The organism is Streptomyces sp. NPDC048436, assembly GCF_043200355.1.
Taxonomy (GTDB): Bacteria; Actinomycetota; Actinomycetes; order Streptomycetales; family Streptomycetaceae; genus Streptomyces.
In genome coordinates, this window is sequence record NZ_JBICXP010000010.1 from 218,475 (window position 1) to 236,295 (window position 17,821).

The window sequence follows — 17,821 nt, forward strand, 5'->3', positions numbered from 1 at the left end:
GTCCGTTGTGACCAATGGCATGCCGAAAGACCCTCTTCAGGAGGGTAGGTCCGTCCTACGGTGAAGGGATGTCGCCTCTCGCCCGCATCAGCGCCGCGTACACCCCGCGCTTCGCCGAGTTCGCCTTCGAGCCCGGCTTCACGGCCGCCGTGGACCAGCACGTCGCGGAGCTGCGGGACCGGCTCGAGATGGGCGGCGGCGGGCTCGTACCGCCCGCACCGGACCCGGAGATCCTCTCGGACTATGCCCTGGGGTTCCTCGACGCGCTGTCCGACAACGGGTGGCGGGAGCCGGTGGGCCACGACTACGCGGTGTGCCGCCTCACCGCCATCTCCTGGCTTGTGAGGCGGCACGACCTGGTGCCGGAGTCCTCCGGGGCCTGACGCCTGGTGCCGGAGTCCGGGACCAGGCGAGCGGCGCTCGGTCACATGTCGTTGCGCTCGCGCTCCTGCACCGGCTGGTTGGTCATCACGTCCTGCCGTCCTGCCTGGTAGGCGCTGACGCTGCCACGGGCCTTCGCCGTCTCCTGCTCAGCCGTGTTCAGCCAGCGCTCCCAGCGCTGCCGCATCGGGCCGATGAGGCCGCCGCCCACGCCGACGATCAGGATTCCGGCACCGGCCGCGAGGGCCGCGTACAGGACCGGCTGGGTGACCGTCGTGGCGATGCCCGCCTGACCGAGGGCCGCGATCGCGCCGAGGGCGACGATGCACACCCAGACGATCGTGCCGACGGTCTTCCCGTACGACATCGAGGACAGGGCACTGGTGACGATGTCGCGTACGACGTTGGCCACGGCCATGGCGACGACCATCAGGACGATGGCGACGACCGCACGCGGCAGCCAGGCGACGATGCCGTTGAGCATCGCGGAGACCGGGTTGGGGCCGAAGACGCCGAAGCCGATCTGGAGAGTGATCAGGAGCAGCGCGAAGTACACGACCCTGCAGACGATCGCCGTCATGTCGTACTTGGAGCCCGCCAGCATCCGTGAGGCACCCGCCCGTTCGGCGAGCCTCTCGGAACCGACCTTGCGCAGGACCCGGTCGAGGACCCGCGCGATCATCTTCGACACGAACCAGCCGATGGCCAGGACGACAAGGAAACCGACAAGTTTCGGCACGAACTGAGCGACCTTCGACCAGGCGTCGTTGAGGCCTTGAGTGAATTCCACTGAGAGGCTGACGTACTGAGACATGAGTGGCCCTCCACTCGGTGAGCCCCGCGCCTCGCTGCGTCAGGGCGACGAACCCCCCATGCCGCGCCGCTTCCGGCGCGTCCCTTGTCCCTGGATATCAGGGGTCCCGGCCGGGGGCCGGGCGGTGCTGAGCCGTACGGGTGACCGGCCCGCAGCCGGTCTCGGACGGCCGCGAACTGTGTGGATGCTCACCTGGAGGATCTGCCCGGTAGCTGACAGTTCCGATTGTCGTAGCTATCCCCTAGGCTTGACGTATGCCCTTAAGCCCCCAGCCCCGTGGTTCCGTGCGGTCTGCCGCGGAACTGAACGAGCGCATCCGCGGCCTGTGGCTGCGCGCCGGCGGCCGCCTCTCGGCCGAACAACGCCGGGAATACGAACAGTTGGTCACCGAGTGGGCCACCGCCATGCGTGCAGAGGTCGTCGAGGCGGCCTAGCCGGCGGCTGAAGTCCGCCCCCAGCACCCCCGGCACTCCGGCATCCCGTTCCCGCACGCATCCCGTTCCTGCACGCCTCTTGGCTGGGCACCCCTGGTGCCCAACACTGAGCCGATGACGCAGCGTGTGGAACTCGCCGCCGTGATGGACCGGTTGGCCATCGACTCTCTCATCACCGAGTACGCGGTCACCGTCGACGACGGGGACTGGGACGCCTATCAGCGGCTGTTCACGCCGGACGGGCGCGCCGACTACAGCTCCGCGGGCGGCATCGACGCGAGCGCCGCCGAGGTGGCCGGCTGGCTTGCCGGGACGATGGAGCTCTTCCCGATGCGCCAGCATCTGATCGTCAACAGGAGGCTGCGGTTCGGGACGCTCGACCAGGACATCGACGACGTCGCGCAGATACAGGCCGACTACGTGAACCCGATGCGCTTCACGGCACCCGAAGGCGCCGAGGACGGCGGCGGGCAAGCCCCGGCCCCGGACTTCGTCTGCGGTGGCCGCTATGCCTTCACTGCCTTGCGCACCGCCGGTGGCTGGCGGCTGAGCCAGGTGACCGTGCAGGAGAAGTGGCGCCAGACCCAGCAGCGTTCCCACAGCCGCACCACCTCATGAGAACGAGCACCCACGGCACCCTGTCCTAGATCGTCCGCGGCGCGCACACTGGTACGCACGACCGACCGGGCGTCGGGGCCGAGGGAGGCGCTGCATGGAACCTTTCAGCGACGACCGGGACAAGGGGCGGCCACGGCTGCCGACCGGGACCGTGGCGCGGCTGCTCGCCTCGTCGCGATGGCGTGGCGTCATCGCCGTGGTCCTCGGCGCGCTGCCCGCCCTCGCCTTCCCCGCCCCGTCGCTGTGGTGGTTCGCCTATATCGCGCTCGTCCCCTGGATCCTGCTGGCACGCTCGGCGGAGACGGGGCGCAGGGCCGCGCTCGACGGATGGCTCGGCGGCCTTGGATTCATGGTCGCGGTGCACCACTGGCTGCTGCCGAGCCTGCATGTGTTCACCCTCGTCATCGCCGCGCTGCTGGGTCTGCTGTGGGCGCCGTGGGGCTGGCTGGTGCGGCATCTCCTGGGCGGGGTGGCGTCGCCCGGGCGGACCGCCGCCGCGCTGGTGGTCCTGCCGTCGGGCTGGCTGATGGTCGAACTGGTCAGGTCCTGGGAGGGGTTGGGCGGCCCGTGGGGGCTGCTCGGCTCCAGTCAGTGGGAGGTCGGGCCCGCCCTGCGCCTGGCGTCGGTGGGCGGGGTGTGGCTGCTCAGCGCGCTGATCGTCGCCGTCAACACCGGCGTCGCGGTCCTGGTCGCGGCGCAGGCCGCACGGACACCGGGGTCGTCACGCGCCGCCGCGAGGGCCGTCCCCGCCGCGGCGGGACTCGTGGCCGTGGCCGCGGTGACCACCTCCGCCTGGGCCTGGGCGCCGCGCCCCGAGCCCGCGGCCCGGATGCGGGTGGCCGTCGTCCAGCCAGGAGTCATAGAAGGTGCCGACAAGCGGTTCGCGCGCGAGGAGGAGCTCACCCGCGACCTGGCCGGGCGGGATCTCGACCTCGTCGTGTGGGGCGAGAGCAGCGTCGGGTACGACCTGGCGGAGCGCCCCGATGTAGCGCGCCGAATAGCCGCGCTGTCCCAGGAGGTCGGCGCCGACCTCCTGGTGAACGTGGACGCGCGCCGCTCCGACCGGACCGGCATCTTCAAGAGCTCCGTCCTGGTGGGCCCCGACGGCCCGACCGGCGACCGCTACGACAAGATGAGGCTCGTCCCCTTCGGCGAGTACGTCCCCGCGCGCTCGCTCCTCGGCTGGGCGACGTCCGTGGGAAAGGCGGCGGGCGAGGACCGCAGGCGCGGTGAGCGTCCGGTGATCATGCGCGTCGGGGACGGTCTGAAGGTCGGGCCGCTGGTGTGCTTCGAGTCGGCGTTCCCCGACATGAGCCGCCATCTGACGCGCGAGGGTGCCCAGTTGCTCCTGGCGCAGTCGTCCACCTCGTCGTTCCAGTCCAGTTGGGCGCCCCAGCAGCACGCCTCGCTTGCGGCGCTGCGGGCCGCCGAGACCGGCCGCCCGATGGTGCACGCCACCCTGACGGGCGTCTCCGCGGTGTACGGCCCGGACGGCGAGCGGGTCGGTGCCCCGCTCGGCACATCGGCGAGCGCCACGGCGACGTACGACATCCCGCTGGCGAACGGCGTCACGCCCTACGTCAGGCTGGGCGACTGGCCGGTGCACGCGGCCCTGGCGGTGCTCGCGGTGCTCTGCGCGGCCGAGGGTGTACGTGCTCTGCGCCGCCCCGCGAGGGGACCCTTCAGGCGGCCTGCTCCTGAGCCGCACGGACCACACGCTCGCACAGCTCATGGGTCGCCAGCGCATCCCGGGCGCTGAGCACCTTGCCCGCGCGCACCGCGTCGAGGAAGGCGAGCACCACCTGCTCGATGCCACGCTGCCTTGCCACCGGCACCCAGTCGCCGCGCCGCCGCACGGTGGGCTGGCCCTTGTGGTCGATGACCTCGGCAAGGTTGACCACCTGCCGCTTGGTGTCCTGGCCCGAGACCTCGAGGATCTCCTCGGTGGAACCGCTCAGCCGGTTCATCACGCCGATCGCGGTGAACCCGTCCCCCGCGAGCTGCAGCACGACATGCTCCATGAGGCCGTCCTGGATGCGGGCGCGCACACCGACGTGGTCGATCGGACCGGGCGCGAGGAAGCGCAGCGTGTCCACGACGTGGATGAAGTCGTCCAGGACGAGCGTGCGCACGTCCTCGGGCAGACCGACGCGGTTCTTCTGCATCAGGATCAGCTCGCGCGGGTGCTCGACGCACTGCGCGTAGCCGGGGGCGAAGCGGCGGTTGAAGCCGACGGCGAGGCTCGTCGCGCGCTCATCGGCGAGGTGCACGAGCCGCTCGGAGTCGGCGAGTTCGTACGCGAGAGGCTTGTCGACATAGGTGGCGACGCCCGCTTCGAGCAGCCGCGTCACGATCTCAGGGTGGGCCGCGGTCGAGGCGTGCACGAAGGCGGCGTCGATGTCCTGGGCGAGCAGCGCGTCCAGGTCGGTGTGGCAGCGCTCTTCGGGGATGTGGTGGACGCCCGCGACACGGGCGAGGGTCGCGGGCGTGCGTGTCTGCAGGTGCAGCTCGACCCCCGGCAGGGTGGTGAGCACCGGCAGATACGCCTTCTGCGCGATGTCACCGAGTCCGATACAGCCGACCTTCACCACTGTCCCCTGTCTCCTTGCCGCTGTTCTCACGCTGCGCGAGTTCCGTCCCCGCAGCATACGGCTGCTGCGGCGGGCGCCAGTCGGCGATGGAGGCGAAGCTGCGCAGGATGAGGTTGGGCCCCAGACGTGCGGCCCCGGCGACGAGTGCGTCGCGCACGGCGATGAGCGGAGCGCTCGTCAGGTGGTTCATGCGGGCGGCGCGCGCCGCCTGCCGGACGATGGCCGTCGTACGGGGCACCCGTACCGCGCTGTAGCCGGCGAGGCCCGCGGCCAAGTCGCCGCCGGGGGCCGCGTGGTGGGCCAGGACGACGGCGTCCTCGATGGCCTGGTTGCCGCCCTGGGCCAGGGTGGGCGCCATGGCGTGCGCGGCGTCGCCGATGAGGGCGACCCGGCCCTGGTGGTAGTGGCTGAGCGGCGTGCTCATGTGGCGCACGTCGTTGCGCAGGATGTCCTCGGGGCGTGCGGCGGCGATGATCTCGGGGATCGGGTCGTGCCAGTCGGCGAAGCGGCGCGCCAACTCGGCCCGCTCGCCGTCGGGGCTGTGGCCGCCTTCGGGGACGGTCGCGGTGGCGTACGCGTAGATCCTGCCGTCCTTGAGGGGGTGCGTGCCCCAGACGCCGCCGCGTCCCCAGGTCTCGTGCGGTGCGAAGGGGCGGTCGGGGGCCGGGACGACGAGGCGCCAGGCCGTGAAACCGGCGTACGTCGGCTGGGGGTGCGCGGGGAACAGAGCTGAGCGCACGGCCGAGTTGATGCCGTCGGCGCCCACGACGAGGTCCGCCTGGATGTCTCCCTCATCGGTACGGACGACGGCCCTGCGGCCTGCCGCTCCCGGATCGGCGAGCTCGGCCCGCACTCCGGTGCGCAGGGCGTCGGCGGGCAGCGCCGAGACGAGCAGGTCGACGAGGGTCGCGCGGTGCACGAGCACGAGCGATCCGCCGAACTCAGCCGCGGCGGCGGTGGCGCTCATCCGCACGAGCCAGCGTCCGCTCTGCGCGCGCATCCCGCCGTCGCCCTCCCAGGCGGCGAGGTCGCGGACCCGGTCGCCGAGGCCCAGGACGTCAAGGGCGCGCTGGGAGTTGGGCGCGAGTCCGATGCCGGATCCGATGGGCTCCAAAGTGGCGGCCCGCTCCAGGACGGTGACCCGCCAGCCCGACTGGTGCAGGGCGATCGCCGCGGTGAGCCCGCCGATGCCGCCTCCGATGACTACCGCGTACGGCGCGCTGCCCTGCTGGGGCTGCCCCATGGCTCCTCCTCGAATCCGTTCACTACAGCTGTAGTGCTCGACGGTTCGACCGTACTACAGCTGTAGTGAACGGCGCTAGAGTGTCCTCCATGTCCGTACGCGCCGCGGGGTCGCCCCGCACCGAACTGATCGCCGATGCGGCCCTCGCCCTGCTCTCCGAGCGCGGCATGCGCGGGCTCACCCACCGGGCCGTGGACGAGACGGCGGGGCTCCCGCAGGGCTCGACCTCGAATTACGCGCGCACCCGGCTCGCCCTTCTGGAGGCGGCGGTACGGAGGCTGGCGGAGCGGGAGGCGAGCGCGCTCCTCCCGGCTGAGCGTGGCGACGGGAGCGACAGCGGCGGGAGTGACAGCGGCGGCGGGCGCGAGCCGCTGGTCGCGTCGCTCGCCATGGCCCTGCACCGCTACCTGACCGGCGAAAACCGCCACCTGCTGGTCGCCCGCTACGAACTGGCCCTGGAGGCGACCCGCAGGCCGGAGCTGCGCGCCTACTACGACGCGGCGGGCGCGCGGTTCAGGGCGACCCTGGCGGCGATGCTGCGGGCAGCGGGCTCACCGGACCCCGAGCGGCACACGCTGTCGCTGGTGGCGTGGTGCGACGGCCTGATGTTCTCCTGCGTGGCGGGCTCGTACCACGCGGTCGTACCGAGCGAGAAAGACCTGCGCTCCAGCATCGGGGAGCTGCTGCGGGGAATGCTGGACGGGGCATAGCCACGCCGGGCCTCACCTCCCCCCTGAGGGGAACAAGGCCCGTCACCCATGCGGGCCAACTTCCCCCCGTTGACTCGCCGAAAGGCACCCGCACCGTTCAGAGTTGCGCGAATGCACCGCACCACGACCACCGCCACGCTCCTGGTCACCGTCGCCGTCACCGCCGTCTCCGGATGCGTGAGCGTCGACCGGCAGCCCGCGCCAGGACCGTCCGCCGCGAGCGCGCCACCCCCGGCGCCGCGCCCCGACGGCAACTCCCGCCCCCGCGTCGTGGAAGCCCCCGCCCGCGAGGCCCTTGAGCTCATCGGCCCGCCCCACGAACCGGCCCCTCACGCCACCGGCAGCACCACGATGACCCCCGCCGCACCGCCACGGGCCACCCACCCCCCGCAGCCGGAACCCTCCGGCCCGCCCCCGCACCGCCACGGCCGGCGCCCCGAGGCCGCCGAACCGCCCACCCTCCGCGTCCCCTCCCCGCTGCCCACCCAGGCCGACCCCTGCGCCCTCGGCAAGCAGTACGGCGGCTGGCAGCCCGGCAGCCCGGAGGCAACCATCTGCGAGAACGTCTACGGCCGTTGACCACTCCCCCGGCTCCGCCCCGGCCTTCTCCTCAGCCTTCTCCCCTGCCTCACTCCACCTCGCTGCCCTCCCCCAGCTGCCGCTCAAGCCGCCCGATGGCCGCCCGGACCCCGTCCCCGTAGCCGTCGTCCCCCAGCGCCCCGACCGCGCCCCGCGCCCGCCGGATGTGATTGCGCGCCGCCTCGGGGCGCCCCAGCTTCGCGTAGTCGGCCGCGAGGTTGAGGTGCAGGGAGGGATAGAAGCCGCGGACCGCGATCGAGTCGTGGTGTTCGTGCAGGCGCTCGTCCGTGAGCTCGTCGGCGGCCGACAAAGCCCGCAGATCCCAGGCCAGTTCGGCCGAGGGATCCTCCTGCGTGTCCGCCATGTAGTGCGCGAGCGTGCAGCGGTGCAGCGGGTCGCCCTCTTCGCCGATCTCCGACCAGAGGCCGAGGAAGCGGCCCTGCGCCTCCTCCCTGTCACCCCCGTGATGCAGCATGACCGCCTGTCCGATCCGGGTCATCATGGCGTCTTCCGCCGCCGTCTCCTGCTGCTCCGCCACCGGGTCCTCCACACTCGTACGCCCATGGTGCCAACCGCTCTCGACGCTATCGGCCGCCACTGACAATCACGGTCAGGCGCGATCGGCCGCGAGGCGCTCACCCGTACCGCTGGGCCAGGCCGGTGACGGTCCTCGCCAGCTCGGTGCGGAGTTCGGGCGGGCCGAGCACCTCGGCTTCGAGGCCGAGCCTGAGCAGGTCGCTCACGGCCACGGGCAGCGTCTCGACCTCCAGATCGACCACCTGACGGCCCTCCGCGTCCGGCGCCTGAGCCGTCCGAAGGGCCCGCGTCCCCGCCTCCCCGAACAGCGCGGGCAGCAGCCGGAGCCCGGCCGGGGTGACCCGCACCCGCGCCGTGCCCCGCAGCACGCGCGCCCGCAGGTCGCGGGAGGCCGTCTCCCAGTAGGCGGCCAGGTCGAACCCCGCGGGACGCACGGAAGGCTCGTCCACCCCCGTCACCTCAAGGAAGCGCGAGACCCGGTACGTGCGTACGGTGCCGTCGGCCGCCGCCACCAGATACCAGTTGCCCGCCTTGAGGACGAGACCCAAAGGGTGGAGTTCGCGCCGCACTTCGCCGCCCCACCGCTGGTAGTGGGCCCGCAGGACGCGCTGCCTCCAGACCGCGTCCGCCACGACGGAGAGCAGGGGTGCGGGATCGGCCGAGCGGAACCAGCCCTCCGCGTCGAGATGGAATCGCTCCTGGATCCGCCGGGACCGCTCACCGAGACCGGCGGGCAGTGCGGCACCCAACTTGAGCTGCGCGGTGACCAGTTCGGCACCGAGGCCCAGGTCGGCCGCGGCGCCCGGCATGCCCGCGAGGGCCAGGGAGTCGGCCTCGTCGTCCGTGAGACCGGTCAGCCGGGTGCGGTAGCCGTCCATGAGCCGGAAGCCGCCGGCCGGGCCGCGCTCCGCGTACACCGGAACCCCGGAAGCGGCGAGCGCCTCCGCGTCCCGGTAGACGGTCCGCACCGAGACCTCCAGCTCCTCGGCGAGCTCGGGCGCGGTCATGCGGCCGCGGTTCTGGAGCAGCAGGAGCAGGGCGAGAAGCCGGTCGGCGCGCATGGGAACCAAGTCTGCACCGGTACTTGACAGAAGGTGTCAGGTACCGGTGAAAGTCTCTTCTCACAGCCAACGCAAGCCAACGCCGACGCCAACGAGCCAAGGCGAACCATCCGGAAGGGCCTCACATGATCACGAACAACACCAGCCCCGGCACCTTCACCTTCTCCCAGTGGGACGAGAAGCCCGTCGCCGGCGCGGACGGTGGCGCCCGCATCGCGCACGCCTCCGTCACCAACGACTTCACCGGCGCCATCGAGGCCACCGGGACCTCCTGCGAGTACACACTCGTGTACGCCGACGAGACCACCGGCGCCTTCGTCGGCTACGAGTTCATCGAGGGGACGGTCGGCGGCCGCACAGGCTCGTTCGTCCTGGAGCAGCGCGGCTCCTTCGGCGCCGACTCCACGATCACCTGCGTCCTGACCGTGCAACCCGGCTCCGGACGAGGCGAGTTGGCGGGGCTCACCGGCACCGGTGGGTTCACCGCGCGGCACGGTGAGCCCAGCGTGCCGTACACCCTCACGTACGACTTCGGCTGAGCTCAGCCGAGGTCCGGGATGCGCCAGTCGATCCTCTCGTGGCCCTGTGCGGCGACCGCCGCGTCGATCTGGGTGAAGGGGTGTGAGCCGAAGAACCGCTTGGCGGAGAGCGGCGAGGGGTGGGCGCCCTTCACGACCACGTGCCGCTCCTCGTCGATGAGGGGGAGCTTCTTCTGGGCGTAGTTGCCCCACAGGACGAAGACGGCGGGGTCGGGGCGGTCGGCCACCGCGCGGATCACCGCGTCCGTGAACTTCTCCCAGCCCTTGCCCTTGTGGGAGTTGGCCTCCCCCGCGCGGACCGTGAGGACCGCGTTCAGGAGCAGGACGCCCTGCTGGGCCCACGGCATCAGATAGCCGTTGTCCGGGACGGGGTGGCCGAGCTCGTCCTTCATCTCCTTGTAGATGTTCCGCAGCGAGGGCGGGGTCCGCACGCCGGGCCGCACGGAGAAGCACAGGCCGTGCCCCTGGCCCTCGCCGTGGTAGGGATCCTGGCCGAGGACGAGCACCTTGACCTGGTCGTACGGCGTCGCGTCGAGCGCGGCGAAGACCTCGTCACGCGGAGGGTAGACGGGGCCCTTGCCCCGCTCTTCCTCGACGAACTCGGTGAGCTCCTTGAAGTAGGGCTTCTGCAGCTCCTCGCCGAGGACTCCGCGCCAGGACGCGGGCAGCATGGCGATGTCGGTCACGTCAACAACCTCCGGTGTGCGGTCACTTCTCACCACAGAACCTACCGGCGGCCACTGACAATCGGACCGGGCGCCTGCTGCCCGCGTAGCCCGCTACCAGCTGGTCTTGCGCTCCAGCTCCCACATCATCATGATCGCCGACGGGTCGAGGGCGCGTTCGCCGCCCGCGATCTCCTCGCTCGCCATGATGTACTGCTTGCCCTGCCACAGCGGGAGCAGCCGGACGTCGTCGACGAGCAGCTGCTGGGCCCGCTCGAAGTCGTCGGCCACCGCGCCGCGGTCGGGCTCACGGCGTGAGCGAGGCAGCACCTCTTCGGTGATCTCGCGTGACGGGTAGGGCGTGTTGAGCACGTTCTTCGTACCGACGAACGGCGCGATGAAGTTCTCCGCGTCGGGGAAGTCCGGGAACCAGCCACGGCCGAAGACGGGGTACTCGCCCTTCTTGGTGCCCGCGTCGAACGCGGTCCAGGGGCGGCTCTTCAGCGTGATCTTGAACAGCCCCGAGTCCTCGAGCTGCCGCTTGATCTCGGTGAACTCCGCGGCGGTGGCGGAGCCGTAGCGGTCGGTCGTGTACCAGAGCGTGAGCGGCACGGGCCCGTTGATGCCCGCGCCCTTGAGGATGTCCGCGGCCTTGGCCACGCTCGGGTCTCCGTAGTCGTCGAAGAAGCCCGTGCCGTGCCCGGTGAGCCCCTGGGGGACCATCGAGTAGAGCGGCTCGACCGTGTCCTGGTAGACCTTGTGGGCGATGGCGGGACGGTCGATGACCTGGGCGAATGCCTGACGGACCGGCTTCTTGCGGACCCAGGGGTCGTCGGGGTTGAACACCAGGTAGCGGATCTCGGTGCCGGCGCCCTCGACGAGCTGGATGTCCTCGCTCTCGTGCTTGCCCTGCATCTCGACGATGTCCGACGACGCGAGACCACGGAAGGTGACGTCGATCTGCTTGTTCTTCAGGGCGTCGACCATGGCCGACGACTTCTTGAAGTAGCGGATCGTGACGGCGTCGTTCTTGCGCTCGGCCGCGCCCTCGTAGTTCGTGTTCTTGACCAGCTCGGCCCGCTCGCCGGGCGTGTACGACTCCAGGCCGTACGGCCCCGAACCCGCGATCGTGGTGCCCTCGCGGAGCTTGTCCGCCGGGTACTCGCTGGGGTCGACGATCGACATGGCCGGTGTGGAGAGCACGAACGGGAAGGTGGCGTCCGGCTTCTTGAGCCGGAACGTGACCGTTCGGTCACCGTGCGTCTCGATGGTCTTGAGTGATCCGAGCAGGCCTGCGGGGCCGCCCTTCACGTCGATCTTCCGCATCCGGTCGAAGGTGTACTTGACCGCCTTGGCGTCGAGCGCGTGGCCGTCGGAGAACTTCAGCCCCTCGCGCAGCTCGCAGGAGAAGACCATGTCCGTCGCATCCGTGAACTTGCAGGACTCAGCCGCGTCCGGTTCCGGCTCGGCGGCCCCGCTGGGGAAGCTCAGAAGCGTCTGGAAGACATTCCGGTACAGCTCCCAGGAGCTGTCCCAGGACGCGGCGGGATCGAGAGTGCTCGGCGCACTCATCGTGCCGACGGTGATCTGCTGCTCCTCGTCGGGCTCGTCCGACGAGAGGACTCCGCACCCCGCGACCAGGGACACGGACACCAGCGCCGCGGCCGGGCGCAGGCCCCGGCGGGGCAGCCCGGCCAGACCGCGGAGACCCGCCGCCGCCACCAGGCGAACTTCACTGAACACGCGCACGCTCCTCGATCGGCCATGCCATGGGTCGGCAGACAATATCGCAATGCCCCGCCGGGCCAACTTGTGGCGCCGACGGGGCACTTGATGCGTGCGTACGTCCCTTTTAGGGGGTGTACCTCGCGGTTGCGCGGGCTTCGTCAGCTCACGCCCGCATTGAGGAAGATGCCGCCATCGACCACGAGTGTCTGTCCCGTGATCCAGTCGGACTGGGAGGACGTGAGGAACGCGGCGGCGCCCCCGATGTCCTCCGGCACGCCGAGCCGCCCCAGGGGGTACGCGGCGGCGGCCTCGGCCTCACGGCCCTCGTACAGCGCCTGCGCGAACTTGGTCTTGACGACGGCCGGCGCGATCGAGTTGACCCGCACCTTCGGCGCGAACTCGTGCGCGAGCTGGAGGGTGAGGTTGACCATGGCGGCCTTGCTCATGCCGTACGCGCCGATGAACGGCGAGGGGGCGACGCCCGCGACGGAGGCGATGTTGACGATCGCGCCGCCGTTCTCGCTCTGCCAGGCCTTCCAGGTCTGCTGGGCGAAACCGAGCGCCGAGATCACGTTGGTCTCGAAGACCTTGCGTGCCACATTGAGGTCGAGCTCCGCCATCGGCCCGAACACCGGGTTCGTACCGGCGTTGTTGATCAGGAAGTCGACCCGTCCGAAGGCCTCCATGGCGCGCTCGACGGCGACCGCCTGGTGGGCCTCGTCGTGGGCCTTGCCCGCGACGCCGATGACGCGGTCGGAGCCGAGCTTCTCGACGGCCTCCTTGAGCGCGTCCTCGTTGCGTCCGGTGATGCACACGCGGTCACCGCGGGCGACGAGCGCCTCCGCGATGCCGTAGCCGATTCCGCGGCTGGCGCCCGTGATGAGCGCCGCCTTTCCACTGTCCTGCACTGTCATCTCCGCATCCCTCCGGGCTCCGGGTTACCGGACTAGTTGAGCGGGCCGCCGGCCACGTACATGACCTGACCCGATACGAAGCCCGCCGCGTCGCCGGTGAAGAAGGCGATGGCGTTGGCGATGTCCTCGGGGCGGCCGACGCGCTGCACCGGGATCTGGGTCGCGGCAGCGGCCTGGAAGTCCTCGAAGCCCATGCCGACGCGGTCGGCGGTGGCCTTGGTCATCTCGGTGACGATGAAGCCGGGGGCGACGGAGTTGGCGGTGACGCCGAACTTGCCGAGCTCCTTGGCGAGGGTCTTGGTGAAGCCCTGCAGGCCGGCCTTGGCCGCCGCGTAGTTCACCTGGCCGCGGTTGCCGAGCGCGGAGGACGAGGAGAGGTTCACGATCCGGCCGAACTTGGCGTCCACCATGTGCTTCTGGATCGCGCGGGACATCAGGAACGCGCCGCGCAGGTGCACGTTCATGACCATGTCCCAGTCGCTCGCGCTCATCTTGAAGAGGAGGTTGTCGCGGAGCACACCGGCGTTGTTCACGAGGATCGTGGGCGCGCCGAGCTCGTCGGCGATCCGGGCGATGGCGGCCTCGACCTGCGCCTCGTCGGACACGTCGCAGCCGACCGCGATCGCCTTGCCACCGGCAGCGGTGATCTGCGTGACCGTGTCCTTACAGGCGGCCTCGTCGAGGTCGATCACCGCGACGGCGCGGCCTTCGGCAGCCAGGCGCACGGCGGTCGCCGCGCCGATGCCTCGCGCTGCTCCGGTCACGACCGCGACACGCTGCTCAGTGGTGGACATGCTGGTTCTCCTCGCCCTTGGGATGCGGCTCTACGGTACGCCCCGATGGTGAGCGACCGCTTAGTACCTTCAGCTGAACGAGACGCTAGAAGCCCTGGCACCCGGTGTCAACGGCACACCGGGGGCTGTGATTCTTTACCTCACCAGGAGGTCGAGGAGCCGGTCCACCTCCGCGGCGGGATCCGCCGTCAGACCTGTGTGCACCGGCCCGGGCTGTACGACGGTGGAGCGCGGCGCGATCAGCCACCGAAAGCGCCGCCCGGCATCGTCGCGCTCGGCCTGACCCGCCCCTTCGCCACCCGCGCAGATCCGCTCGACGGCGCCGAGCGCGGCCCTGATGCCGCCGACGTCGGCCCGCGGGTCCAGGGCCCGCAGCTTGCTCTCGTCCAGGTGGGTGCGGGCGGCCACGAAGGACTTGGCCCGGCAGTAGACCACCACGCCCGCGTTGAACTGCTCCCCGCGCTCCACGCGCGGCACGACGCGCACCAGGGCGTACTCGAAGACGTCCCGCTCGGCCGACGGCTCCTTGGTCACTGGGTGGCGCCCTTCCGCTGCGGCTCGGGCAGCTGGATGCGTTCATGGATGGTCTTGGCGCGCGGCAGCAGGGCCGCCACATAGGCGCGGCGCACGGCGTCGGGGTTCTCGAAGCCGGGCTCGTCCGCCAGCCACGCGTCGGGCACGTCGGCCGCGGCCGCGGCGAGCAGCTCGGGCGTGACGAGCGGGGCGAGCTCGGCCGCGGCCGCCGCCACGTCGGGCGCGAACGGGGTCAGGGCATGGTCGGAGGCGTCGTACGGCTTGGCGGACGCGGTCTGCGCGGTGCGCCAGTTGTGGTGCCAGATCATGCTCGCGCCATGGTCGATGAGCCACAGCTCACCGCCTACGACGAGCATGTTCGGGTTGCGCCAGGAGCGGTCCACGTTGTTGATGAGCGCGTCGAACCACACAACGCGGCCCGCCTCTGCCGGGTCGACGTCGAAGGCGAGCGAGTCGAAGCCGAGCGCGCCCGAGAGGTAGTCCATCCCCAGATTGAGGCCGCCGCTCGACTTGAGCAGCTCCTGCACCTGCTGGTCGGGCTCGCCCAGGCCGAGCACGGGGTCGAGGCCGATGCCCACCAGACCCGGCACCCTGAGGCCGAGGCCGCGTGCGAGGCGCGCGCAGATCACCTCGGCGACGAGCGTCTTGCGGCCCTGTCCGGCACCGGTGAACTTCATGACGTACGTCGCGTACGTCCCCTCGGCGTCGGCGGCCTCGACGAGTCCGGGGAGCGATCCGCCCTCCCGCAGGGGCGTGGCGTAACGGACCGCGGTGACTTCGGTGAGCATTGCCCCAGGTTAATGCCGGTCCGAACGCGGGCCGCGCAAGTAGTGCTTGAGCGTTTGAACACAGCGGTTCGCCGCCTCGTACCACCAGGCATGACCCTTTCCAAGGAATCCCTGCCCGCGCCCTCCCGCCGTTCCGTCGTCACGGCGGCGGGCGTCGTCAGCCTGGCCGCCGCGCTCGCCGCCTGTGGAGAAGGCGGCGACGGCAAGGACAAGTCCGCACCCGCCGGGGCGCAGAAGCCAGATGACGTCGAGGAACCCGGTGGGGCCGCCGGGGCCGCGCTCGCCAAGACGTCTGAGATCCCGGTGGGCGGCGGCAAGATCTTCAAGGAGGAGGGGGTGGTGGTCACCCAGCCGACGAAGGGCGAGTTCAAGGCCTTCTCGAACCGCTGCACCCATAAGCAGTGCCCGGTCACGAGTGTCGAGGGAGGCACCATCAACTGCCCCTGCCACGGCAGCAAGTTCGACATCGCCGACGGTAGCGTGAAGGAGTCGCCCGCACCGAAACCGCTGCCCGCCGCCAAGATCAGCGTGGACGGGGACTCGATCACACTGGCCTGAGGCGCTTCCAGCTGCCGAGGACGTCCTTGGTGGTGGTGATGGTGGCGACCAGGGCGAGCGTGTTGCGGATCATCGCGGGGGTGTAGTCGGAGGGGACTCCCGCGATGGCGTCCGAGGGCACGACGGCGGTGTAGCCCAGGTTCACGGCGTCGAAGACGGCGTTCGGTATCGCCACGTTCGCCGAGACGCCGGTCACCAGGAGGGTGCGGCATCCCAGGTTGCGCAGCAGCGGGTCGACGTCGGTGCCCGCGAGGGGCGAGAGCCCGTGCAGCCTCCGTACGACGAAGTCCTCCTCGGCGACTTCGATGGGCGGCGCGATCCGCACGGCCCTGGTCCCGGAGAGCTGCTGCACGGGCAGCCGCCCGGCGGCGCGGAAGAGGCGGGCGTTGCGGTTGGCGCCGCGCCCGTCGGGCCGCCGTTCGGCGACGGCGTGCAGCACCTGGACCCCGGCCAGGTGGGCGGCGGACACCAGGCGCGCGACGTTGGCGAGTGCGCCCGATGAGCGTGCCTCCGCGGCGAGTTCGGGCAGCGCGCTCTCCGTCCCCACCACGCCTTGCTGGCACTCGACAGTCATCAGCACGGTGGTGGCGGGGTCGAGGAGTTCCCTGAGTTGTTCGTACGACGGCATTGGCTCCCCCAGTCGAAAAGGCCCGGGCCGGCCGGGTCACCGCGCACCCCGTGCCCGGGATGCGCGGAGGTTAGCCGCCATTGCGTCATGGCGGAAGAGGCCGCATGCTTTCCTGACGCGGCGCTCTGACGGTTCGTCAGTTCCGTTGGTGCGCCGACCTTTTCTTATGCCGCGGAGGACCGATGACCGTCACACAGCGCCGGGGCCGCAGGATCATGATGTCGCCGGACGAGCTCGACGCGTTCCTCTCCACGGAACGCACCTGCCGGGTCGCGACCGTGTCCAGCGACGGCGCCCCGCACGTCAGCGCGCTCTGGTTCACCTGGGACGGCACTTCGCTGTGGCTGTTCTCGATCACCCGTAGCAAGCGCTGGGCCGACCTGCGGAGCGATCAGCGGATCGCCGTGGTGATCGACGCGGGTGAGGAGTACGGAGAGCTGCGGGGCGCGGAACTTTCCGGAACGGCGGTCTTCGTCGCCGAGTCACCGCGCATGGGCGAGCCCTGCCCGGAACTCGACGCCCCCGAGCGGCTGTTCGCCGGGAAGTACTTCGGGATGGACTCGATGCCGTACGACGGAAAGCACGCGTGGATCCGGCTCACGCCGGACGCGATCGCGTCCTGGGACTTCCGGAAGCTGGCGGAGCTTCAGGGCTCTTGAAGCCTCCTCGCCCCACTGACTCAGCCCTGCCCCCGCTGGCTCAGTCCCGCCCCCACTAGCTCAGTCCCGCCCCCGCCCCCTGAAGCGCCTCCACCGCCGCCCTGATCGACGGGCGGCGGTCCGCGTCCGCGCGCCACACCACGTACACATGGCGCCGCACCCGCTGCCGCACCGGAACGGTCCTGACCCCGGGCGGCATCGGATCGCGCCCCAACTGGGGGGCCACGCACACCCCGAGGCCCGCGGCCACCAGCGCGAGCTGGGTGTGATGCTCCTCCGCGCGGTGGGCGATGCGGGGCTCGATGCCCTTGGCGCGCAGCGTGAACATCAGCCACTCATGGCAGAACTGCCCCTCGGCCCAGGTGATCCACTCGTCGTCCACGAACTCGTCAAGGTCCACTTCGGCGCGGTCGGCCAGGGGATGCGCCGCGGGCATCGCGACATCGGCGGGATCGTCCAGGAGGGGCGCCTTGACCAGGCCTTCGGGCATCGGCAGCGGCTTGTTGTACCAGTCGAGGACCACCGCCATGTCGATGTCGCCGCGCACCACGGCTGCCACTCCCGGCTGCGGCTCAAGCTCCTGGGAGCGGACGCGCAACCCGGGGTGCCCGGCCCGCAGCGCGGTGAGCGTCGCGGGCAGCAGGCCGCGCATCGCGGTGGGGAACGCGGCGATCCGCAGCTCGCCGACCGCCTTGCCGCGCTGCTCCTCCAGGTCGGACTGGGCCAGCTCCACCTGCGAGAGGATCCGCGCGGCGTGCTCGGCGAGCAGCCGCCCCGCGTCGGTGAGACGCACCCCGCGGCCGTTCTTGGCGAGGAGCTGCTGGCCCACCTCGCGCTCCAGCTTCGTCATCTGCTGGGAGACGGCCGACGTCGTGACGTGCAGCCCCGCGGCGGCTCCGCTGACCGAGCCGTGCCGGGCGAGGGCGTCGAGCGTACGCAGGCGCTCCAAGTTCAACATGAACGCTCCAGGTTCAACATGTAAGCGATGCTACGCGATATCGGGCACTTAATTTCGCTTGTTCTACGAGGTCAACTGCTTCAAGGTG

Annotated in this window: 22 protein-coding genes; 9 read left to right on the top strand and 13 right to left on the bottom strand. The window is 71.0% G+C overall.

The annotated features are described in order from the left end of the window. Window positions 1-68 precede the first annotated feature (68 nt). Window positions 69-383, top strand: a complete 315-nt coding sequence (locus tag ACGFX9_RS30140) for a DUF6401 family natural product biosynthesis protein (protein WP_393479419.1) — start codon at window positions 69-71, stop codon at window positions 381-383. Between the two features lie 41 nt (window positions 384-424). On the opposite strand, the gene ACGFX9_RS30145 is transcribed toward ACGFX9_RS30140, so the two are convergent. After that, complete coding sequence (locus tag ACGFX9_RS30145) at window positions 425-1,195, bottom strand: hypothetical protein (protein ID WP_393479423.1); 771 nt, start codon at window positions 1,193-1,195, stop codon at window positions 425-427. A gap of 284 nt (window positions 1,196-1,479) precedes the next feature. Here ACGFX9_RS30145 and ACGFX9_RS30150 point away from each other — a divergent pair, with 284 nt between their 5' ends. The 3 genes from ACGFX9_RS30150 (at window position 1,480) to lnt (ending at window position 4,006) form a co-directional block, all read left to right on the top strand. Next, a complete protein-coding gene (locus ACGFX9_RS30150; RefSeq protein ID WP_393479428.1) occupies window positions 1,480-1,629 on the top strand; it encodes a hypothetical protein in 150 nt (49 codons plus the stop codon). 114 nt (window positions 1,630-1,743) lie between these two features. Further along, window positions 1,744-2,247: a nuclear transport factor 2 family protein gene (locus ACGFX9_RS30155; protein ID WP_393479433.1), complete on the top strand. Its 504-nt coding sequence runs from the start codon at window positions 1,744-1,746 to the stop codon at window positions 2,245-2,247. A 94-nt stretch (window positions 2,248-2,341) separates the two neighbouring features. After that, window positions 2,342-4,006 carry an apolipoprotein N-acyltransferase gene (lnt, locus tag ACGFX9_RS30160; RefSeq protein WP_393479437.1) on the top strand — a complete coding sequence of 555 codons (1,665 nt, stop codon included), beginning with the start codon at window positions 2,342-2,344 and terminating at the stop codon, window positions 4,004-4,006. On the opposite strand, the gene ACGFX9_RS30165 is transcribed toward lnt, so the two are convergent. Both ACGFX9_RS30165 and ACGFX9_RS30170 read right to left on the bottom strand, forming a co-directional pair. After that, window positions 3,930-4,835, bottom strand: coding sequence for a Gfo/Idh/MocA family protein (locus ACGFX9_RS30165; protein ID WP_393479636.1), 906 nt, complete (start codon window positions 4,833-4,835; stop codon window positions 3,930-3,932). The genes lnt and ACGFX9_RS30165 overlap by 77 nt on opposite strands. Beyond that, window positions 4,807-6,081 (bottom strand): FAD-dependent monooxygenase, encoded by a 1,275-nt coding sequence (locus tag ACGFX9_RS30170; RefSeq protein WP_393479440.1) that lies wholly within the window; start codon window positions 6,079-6,081, stop codon window positions 4,807-4,809. Before ACGFX9_RS30170 ends, ACGFX9_RS30165 begins: the two co-directional genes overlap by 29 nt. Window positions 6,082-6,170: 89 nt before the next feature. Between ACGFX9_RS30170 and ACGFX9_RS30175 the strand changes: the two genes are divergently transcribed. Further along, the gene (locus ACGFX9_RS30175) at window positions 6,171-6,791 is read left to right on the top strand and encodes a TetR/AcrR family transcriptional regulator (RefSeq protein ID WP_393479442.1); all 621 of its coding nucleotides are present in this window, start codon (window positions 6,171-6,173) and stop codon (window positions 6,789-6,791) included. A 111-nt stretch (window positions 6,792-6,902) separates the two neighbouring features. Then, window positions 6,903-7,370, top strand: a complete 468-nt coding sequence (locus ACGFX9_RS30180) for a hypothetical protein (protein WP_393479447.1) — start codon at window positions 6,903-6,905, stop codon at window positions 7,368-7,370. 49 nt (window positions 7,371-7,419) lie between these two features. Here ACGFX9_RS30180 and ACGFX9_RS30185 read toward each other — a convergent pair whose 3' ends face one another. Then, entirely contained in the window at window positions 7,420-7,908 is a 489-nt protein-coding gene (locus ACGFX9_RS30185) for a hypothetical protein (protein ID WP_393479450.1), read from the bottom strand. A 97-nt stretch (window positions 7,909-8,005) separates the two neighbouring features. Then, window positions 8,006-8,968, bottom strand: coding sequence for a helix-turn-helix transcriptional regulator (locus ACGFX9_RS30190; protein WP_393479454.1), 963 nt, complete (start codon window positions 8,966-8,968; stop codon window positions 8,006-8,008). Between the two features lie 125 nt (window positions 8,969-9,093). On the opposite strand from ACGFX9_RS30190, the gene ACGFX9_RS30195 reads away from it, so the two are divergent. Then, complete coding sequence (locus ACGFX9_RS30195; RefSeq protein WP_393479459.1) at window positions 9,094-9,507, top strand: DUF3224 domain-containing protein; 414 nt, start codon at window positions 9,094-9,096, stop codon at window positions 9,505-9,507. Window positions 9,508-9,509: 2 nt separating this feature from the next. Here ACGFX9_RS30195 and ung read toward each other — a convergent pair whose 3' ends face one another. The 6 genes from ung to ACGFX9_RS30225 all read right to left on the bottom strand — a co-directional run bounded on the left by ung (window position 9,510) and on the right by ACGFX9_RS30225 (window position 14,930). Further along, the gene (gene ung / locus ACGFX9_RS30200; RefSeq protein ID WP_393479464.1) at window positions 9,510-10,193 is read right to left on the bottom strand and encodes a uracil-DNA glycosylase; all 684 of its coding nucleotides are present in this window, start codon (window positions 10,191-10,193) and stop codon (window positions 9,510-9,512) included. 93 nt (window positions 10,194-10,286) lie between these two features. Next, a complete protein-coding gene (locus ACGFX9_RS30205) occupies window positions 10,287-11,870 on the bottom strand; it encodes an ABC transporter substrate-binding protein (RefSeq protein WP_393479641.1) in 1,584 nt (527 codons plus the stop codon). A gap of 188 nt (window positions 11,871-12,058) precedes the next feature. Continuing rightward, on the bottom strand, window positions 12,059-12,814 hold the full coding sequence (locus ACGFX9_RS30210; protein WP_393479469.1) for an SDR family oxidoreductase: 756 nt from the start codon (window positions 12,812-12,814) through the stop codon (window positions 12,059-12,061). A 32-nt stretch (window positions 12,815-12,846) separates the two neighbouring features. Further along, window positions 12,847-13,608, bottom strand: coding sequence for a 3-oxoacyl-ACP reductase FabG (gene fabG, locus ACGFX9_RS30215; RefSeq protein WP_393479473.1), 762 nt, complete (start codon window positions 13,606-13,608; stop codon window positions 12,847-12,849). 135 nt (window positions 13,609-13,743) lie between these two features. Then, window positions 13,744-14,142: a DUF3037 domain-containing protein gene (locus ACGFX9_RS30220; RefSeq protein ID WP_393479477.1), complete on the bottom strand. Its 399-nt coding sequence runs from the start codon at window positions 14,140-14,142 to the stop codon at window positions 13,744-13,746. Next, window positions 14,139-14,930, bottom strand: coding sequence for a HipA family kinase (locus tag ACGFX9_RS30225; protein WP_393479481.1), 792 nt, complete (start codon window positions 14,928-14,930; stop codon window positions 14,139-14,141). The genes ACGFX9_RS30220 and ACGFX9_RS30225 overlap by 4 nt, the downstream gene beginning before the upstream one ends. Window positions 14,931-15,020: 90 nt before the next feature. On the opposite strand from ACGFX9_RS30225, the gene ACGFX9_RS30230 reads away from it, so the two are divergent. Beyond that, window positions 15,021-15,488: a Rieske (2Fe-2S) protein gene (locus ACGFX9_RS30230; RefSeq protein ID WP_393479486.1), complete on the top strand. Its 468-nt coding sequence runs from the start codon at window positions 15,021-15,023 to the stop codon at window positions 15,486-15,488. Here ACGFX9_RS30230 and ACGFX9_RS30235 read toward each other — a convergent pair. Beyond that, complete coding sequence (locus tag ACGFX9_RS30235; RefSeq protein ID WP_393479491.1) at window positions 15,475-16,116, bottom strand: cysteine hydrolase; 642 nt, start codon at window positions 16,114-16,116, stop codon at window positions 15,475-15,477. The genes ACGFX9_RS30230 and ACGFX9_RS30235 overlap by 14 nt on opposite strands. Before the next feature lie 182 nt (window positions 16,117-16,298). Between ACGFX9_RS30235 and ACGFX9_RS30240 the strand changes: the two genes are divergently transcribed. Then, on the top strand, window positions 16,299-16,775 hold the full coding sequence (locus ACGFX9_RS30240) for a pyridoxamine 5'-phosphate oxidase family protein (protein ID WP_393479496.1): 477 nt from the start codon (window positions 16,299-16,301) through the stop codon (window positions 16,773-16,775). Window positions 16,776-16,830: 55 nt separating this feature from the next. On the opposite strand, the gene ACGFX9_RS30245 is transcribed toward ACGFX9_RS30240, so the two are convergent. Continuing rightward, complete coding sequence (locus ACGFX9_RS30245) at window positions 16,831-17,733, bottom strand: LysR family transcriptional regulator (RefSeq protein WP_393479501.1); 903 nt, start codon at window positions 17,731-17,733, stop codon at window positions 16,831-16,833. Between the last annotated feature and the right edge of the window lie 88 nt (window positions 17,734-17,821).

Bases quoted from the DNA above. Each gene is read 5' to 3' on its own strand.
- ACGFX9_RS30140 (WP_393479419.1), top strand. From the start codon at position 69: ATGTCGCCTCTCGCCCGCATCAGCGCCGCGTACACCCCGCGCTTCGCC.
- ACGFX9_RS30145 (WP_393479423.1), bottom strand. From the start codon at position 1,195: ATGTCTCAGTACGTCAGCCTCTCAGTGGAATTCACTCAAGGCCTCAAC.
- ACGFX9_RS30155 (WP_393479433.1), top strand. From the start codon at position 1,744: ATGACGCAGCGTGTGGAACTCGCCGCCGTGATGGACCGGTTGGCCATC.
- lnt (WP_393479437.1), top strand. From the start codon at position 2,342: ATGGAACCTTTCAGCGACGACCGGGACAAGGGGCGGCCACGGCTGCCG.
- ACGFX9_RS30170 (WP_393479440.1), bottom strand. From the start codon at position 6,081: ATGGGGCAGCCCCAGCAGGGCAGCGCGCCGTACGCGGTAGTCATCGGA.
- ACGFX9_RS30175 (WP_393479442.1), top strand. From the start codon at position 6,171: ATGTCCGTACGCGCCGCGGGGTCGCCCCGCACCGAACTGATCGCCGAT.
- ACGFX9_RS30180 (WP_393479447.1), top strand. From the start codon at position 6,903: ATGCACCGCACCACGACCACCGCCACGCTCCTGGTCACCGTCGCCGTC.
- ACGFX9_RS30190 (WP_393479454.1), bottom strand. From the start codon at position 8,968: ATGCGCGCCGACCGGCTTCTCGCCCTGCTCCTGCTGCTCCAGAACCGC.
- ACGFX9_RS30195 (WP_393479459.1), top strand. From the start codon at position 9,094: ATGATCACGAACAACACCAGCCCCGGCACCTTCACCTTCTCCCAGTGG.
- ACGFX9_RS30210 (WP_393479469.1), bottom strand. From the start codon at position 12,814: ATGACAGTGCAGGACAGTGGAAAGGCGGCGCTCATCACGGGCGCCAGC.
- fabG (WP_393479473.1), bottom strand. From the start codon at position 13,608: ATGTCCACCACTGAGCAGCGTGTCGCGGTCGTGACCGGAGCAGCGCGA.
- ACGFX9_RS30225 (WP_393479481.1), bottom strand. From the start codon at position 14,930: ATGCTCACCGAAGTCACCGCGGTCCGTTACGCCACGCCCCTGCGGGAG.
- ACGFX9_RS30230 (WP_393479486.1), top strand. From the start codon at position 15,021: ATGACCCTTTCCAAGGAATCCCTGCCCGCGCCCTCCCGCCGTTCCGTC.
- ACGFX9_RS30235 (WP_393479491.1), bottom strand. From the start codon at position 16,116: ATGCCGTCGTACGAACAACTCAGGGAACTCCTCGACCCCGCCACCACC.
- ACGFX9_RS30240 (WP_393479496.1), top strand. From the start codon at position 16,299: ATGACCGTCACACAGCGCCGGGGCCGCAGGATCATGATGTCGCCGGAC.
- ACGFX9_RS30245 (WP_393479501.1), bottom strand. From the start codon at position 17,733: ATGTTGAACTTGGAGCGCCTGCGTACGCTCGACGCCCTCGCCCGGCAC.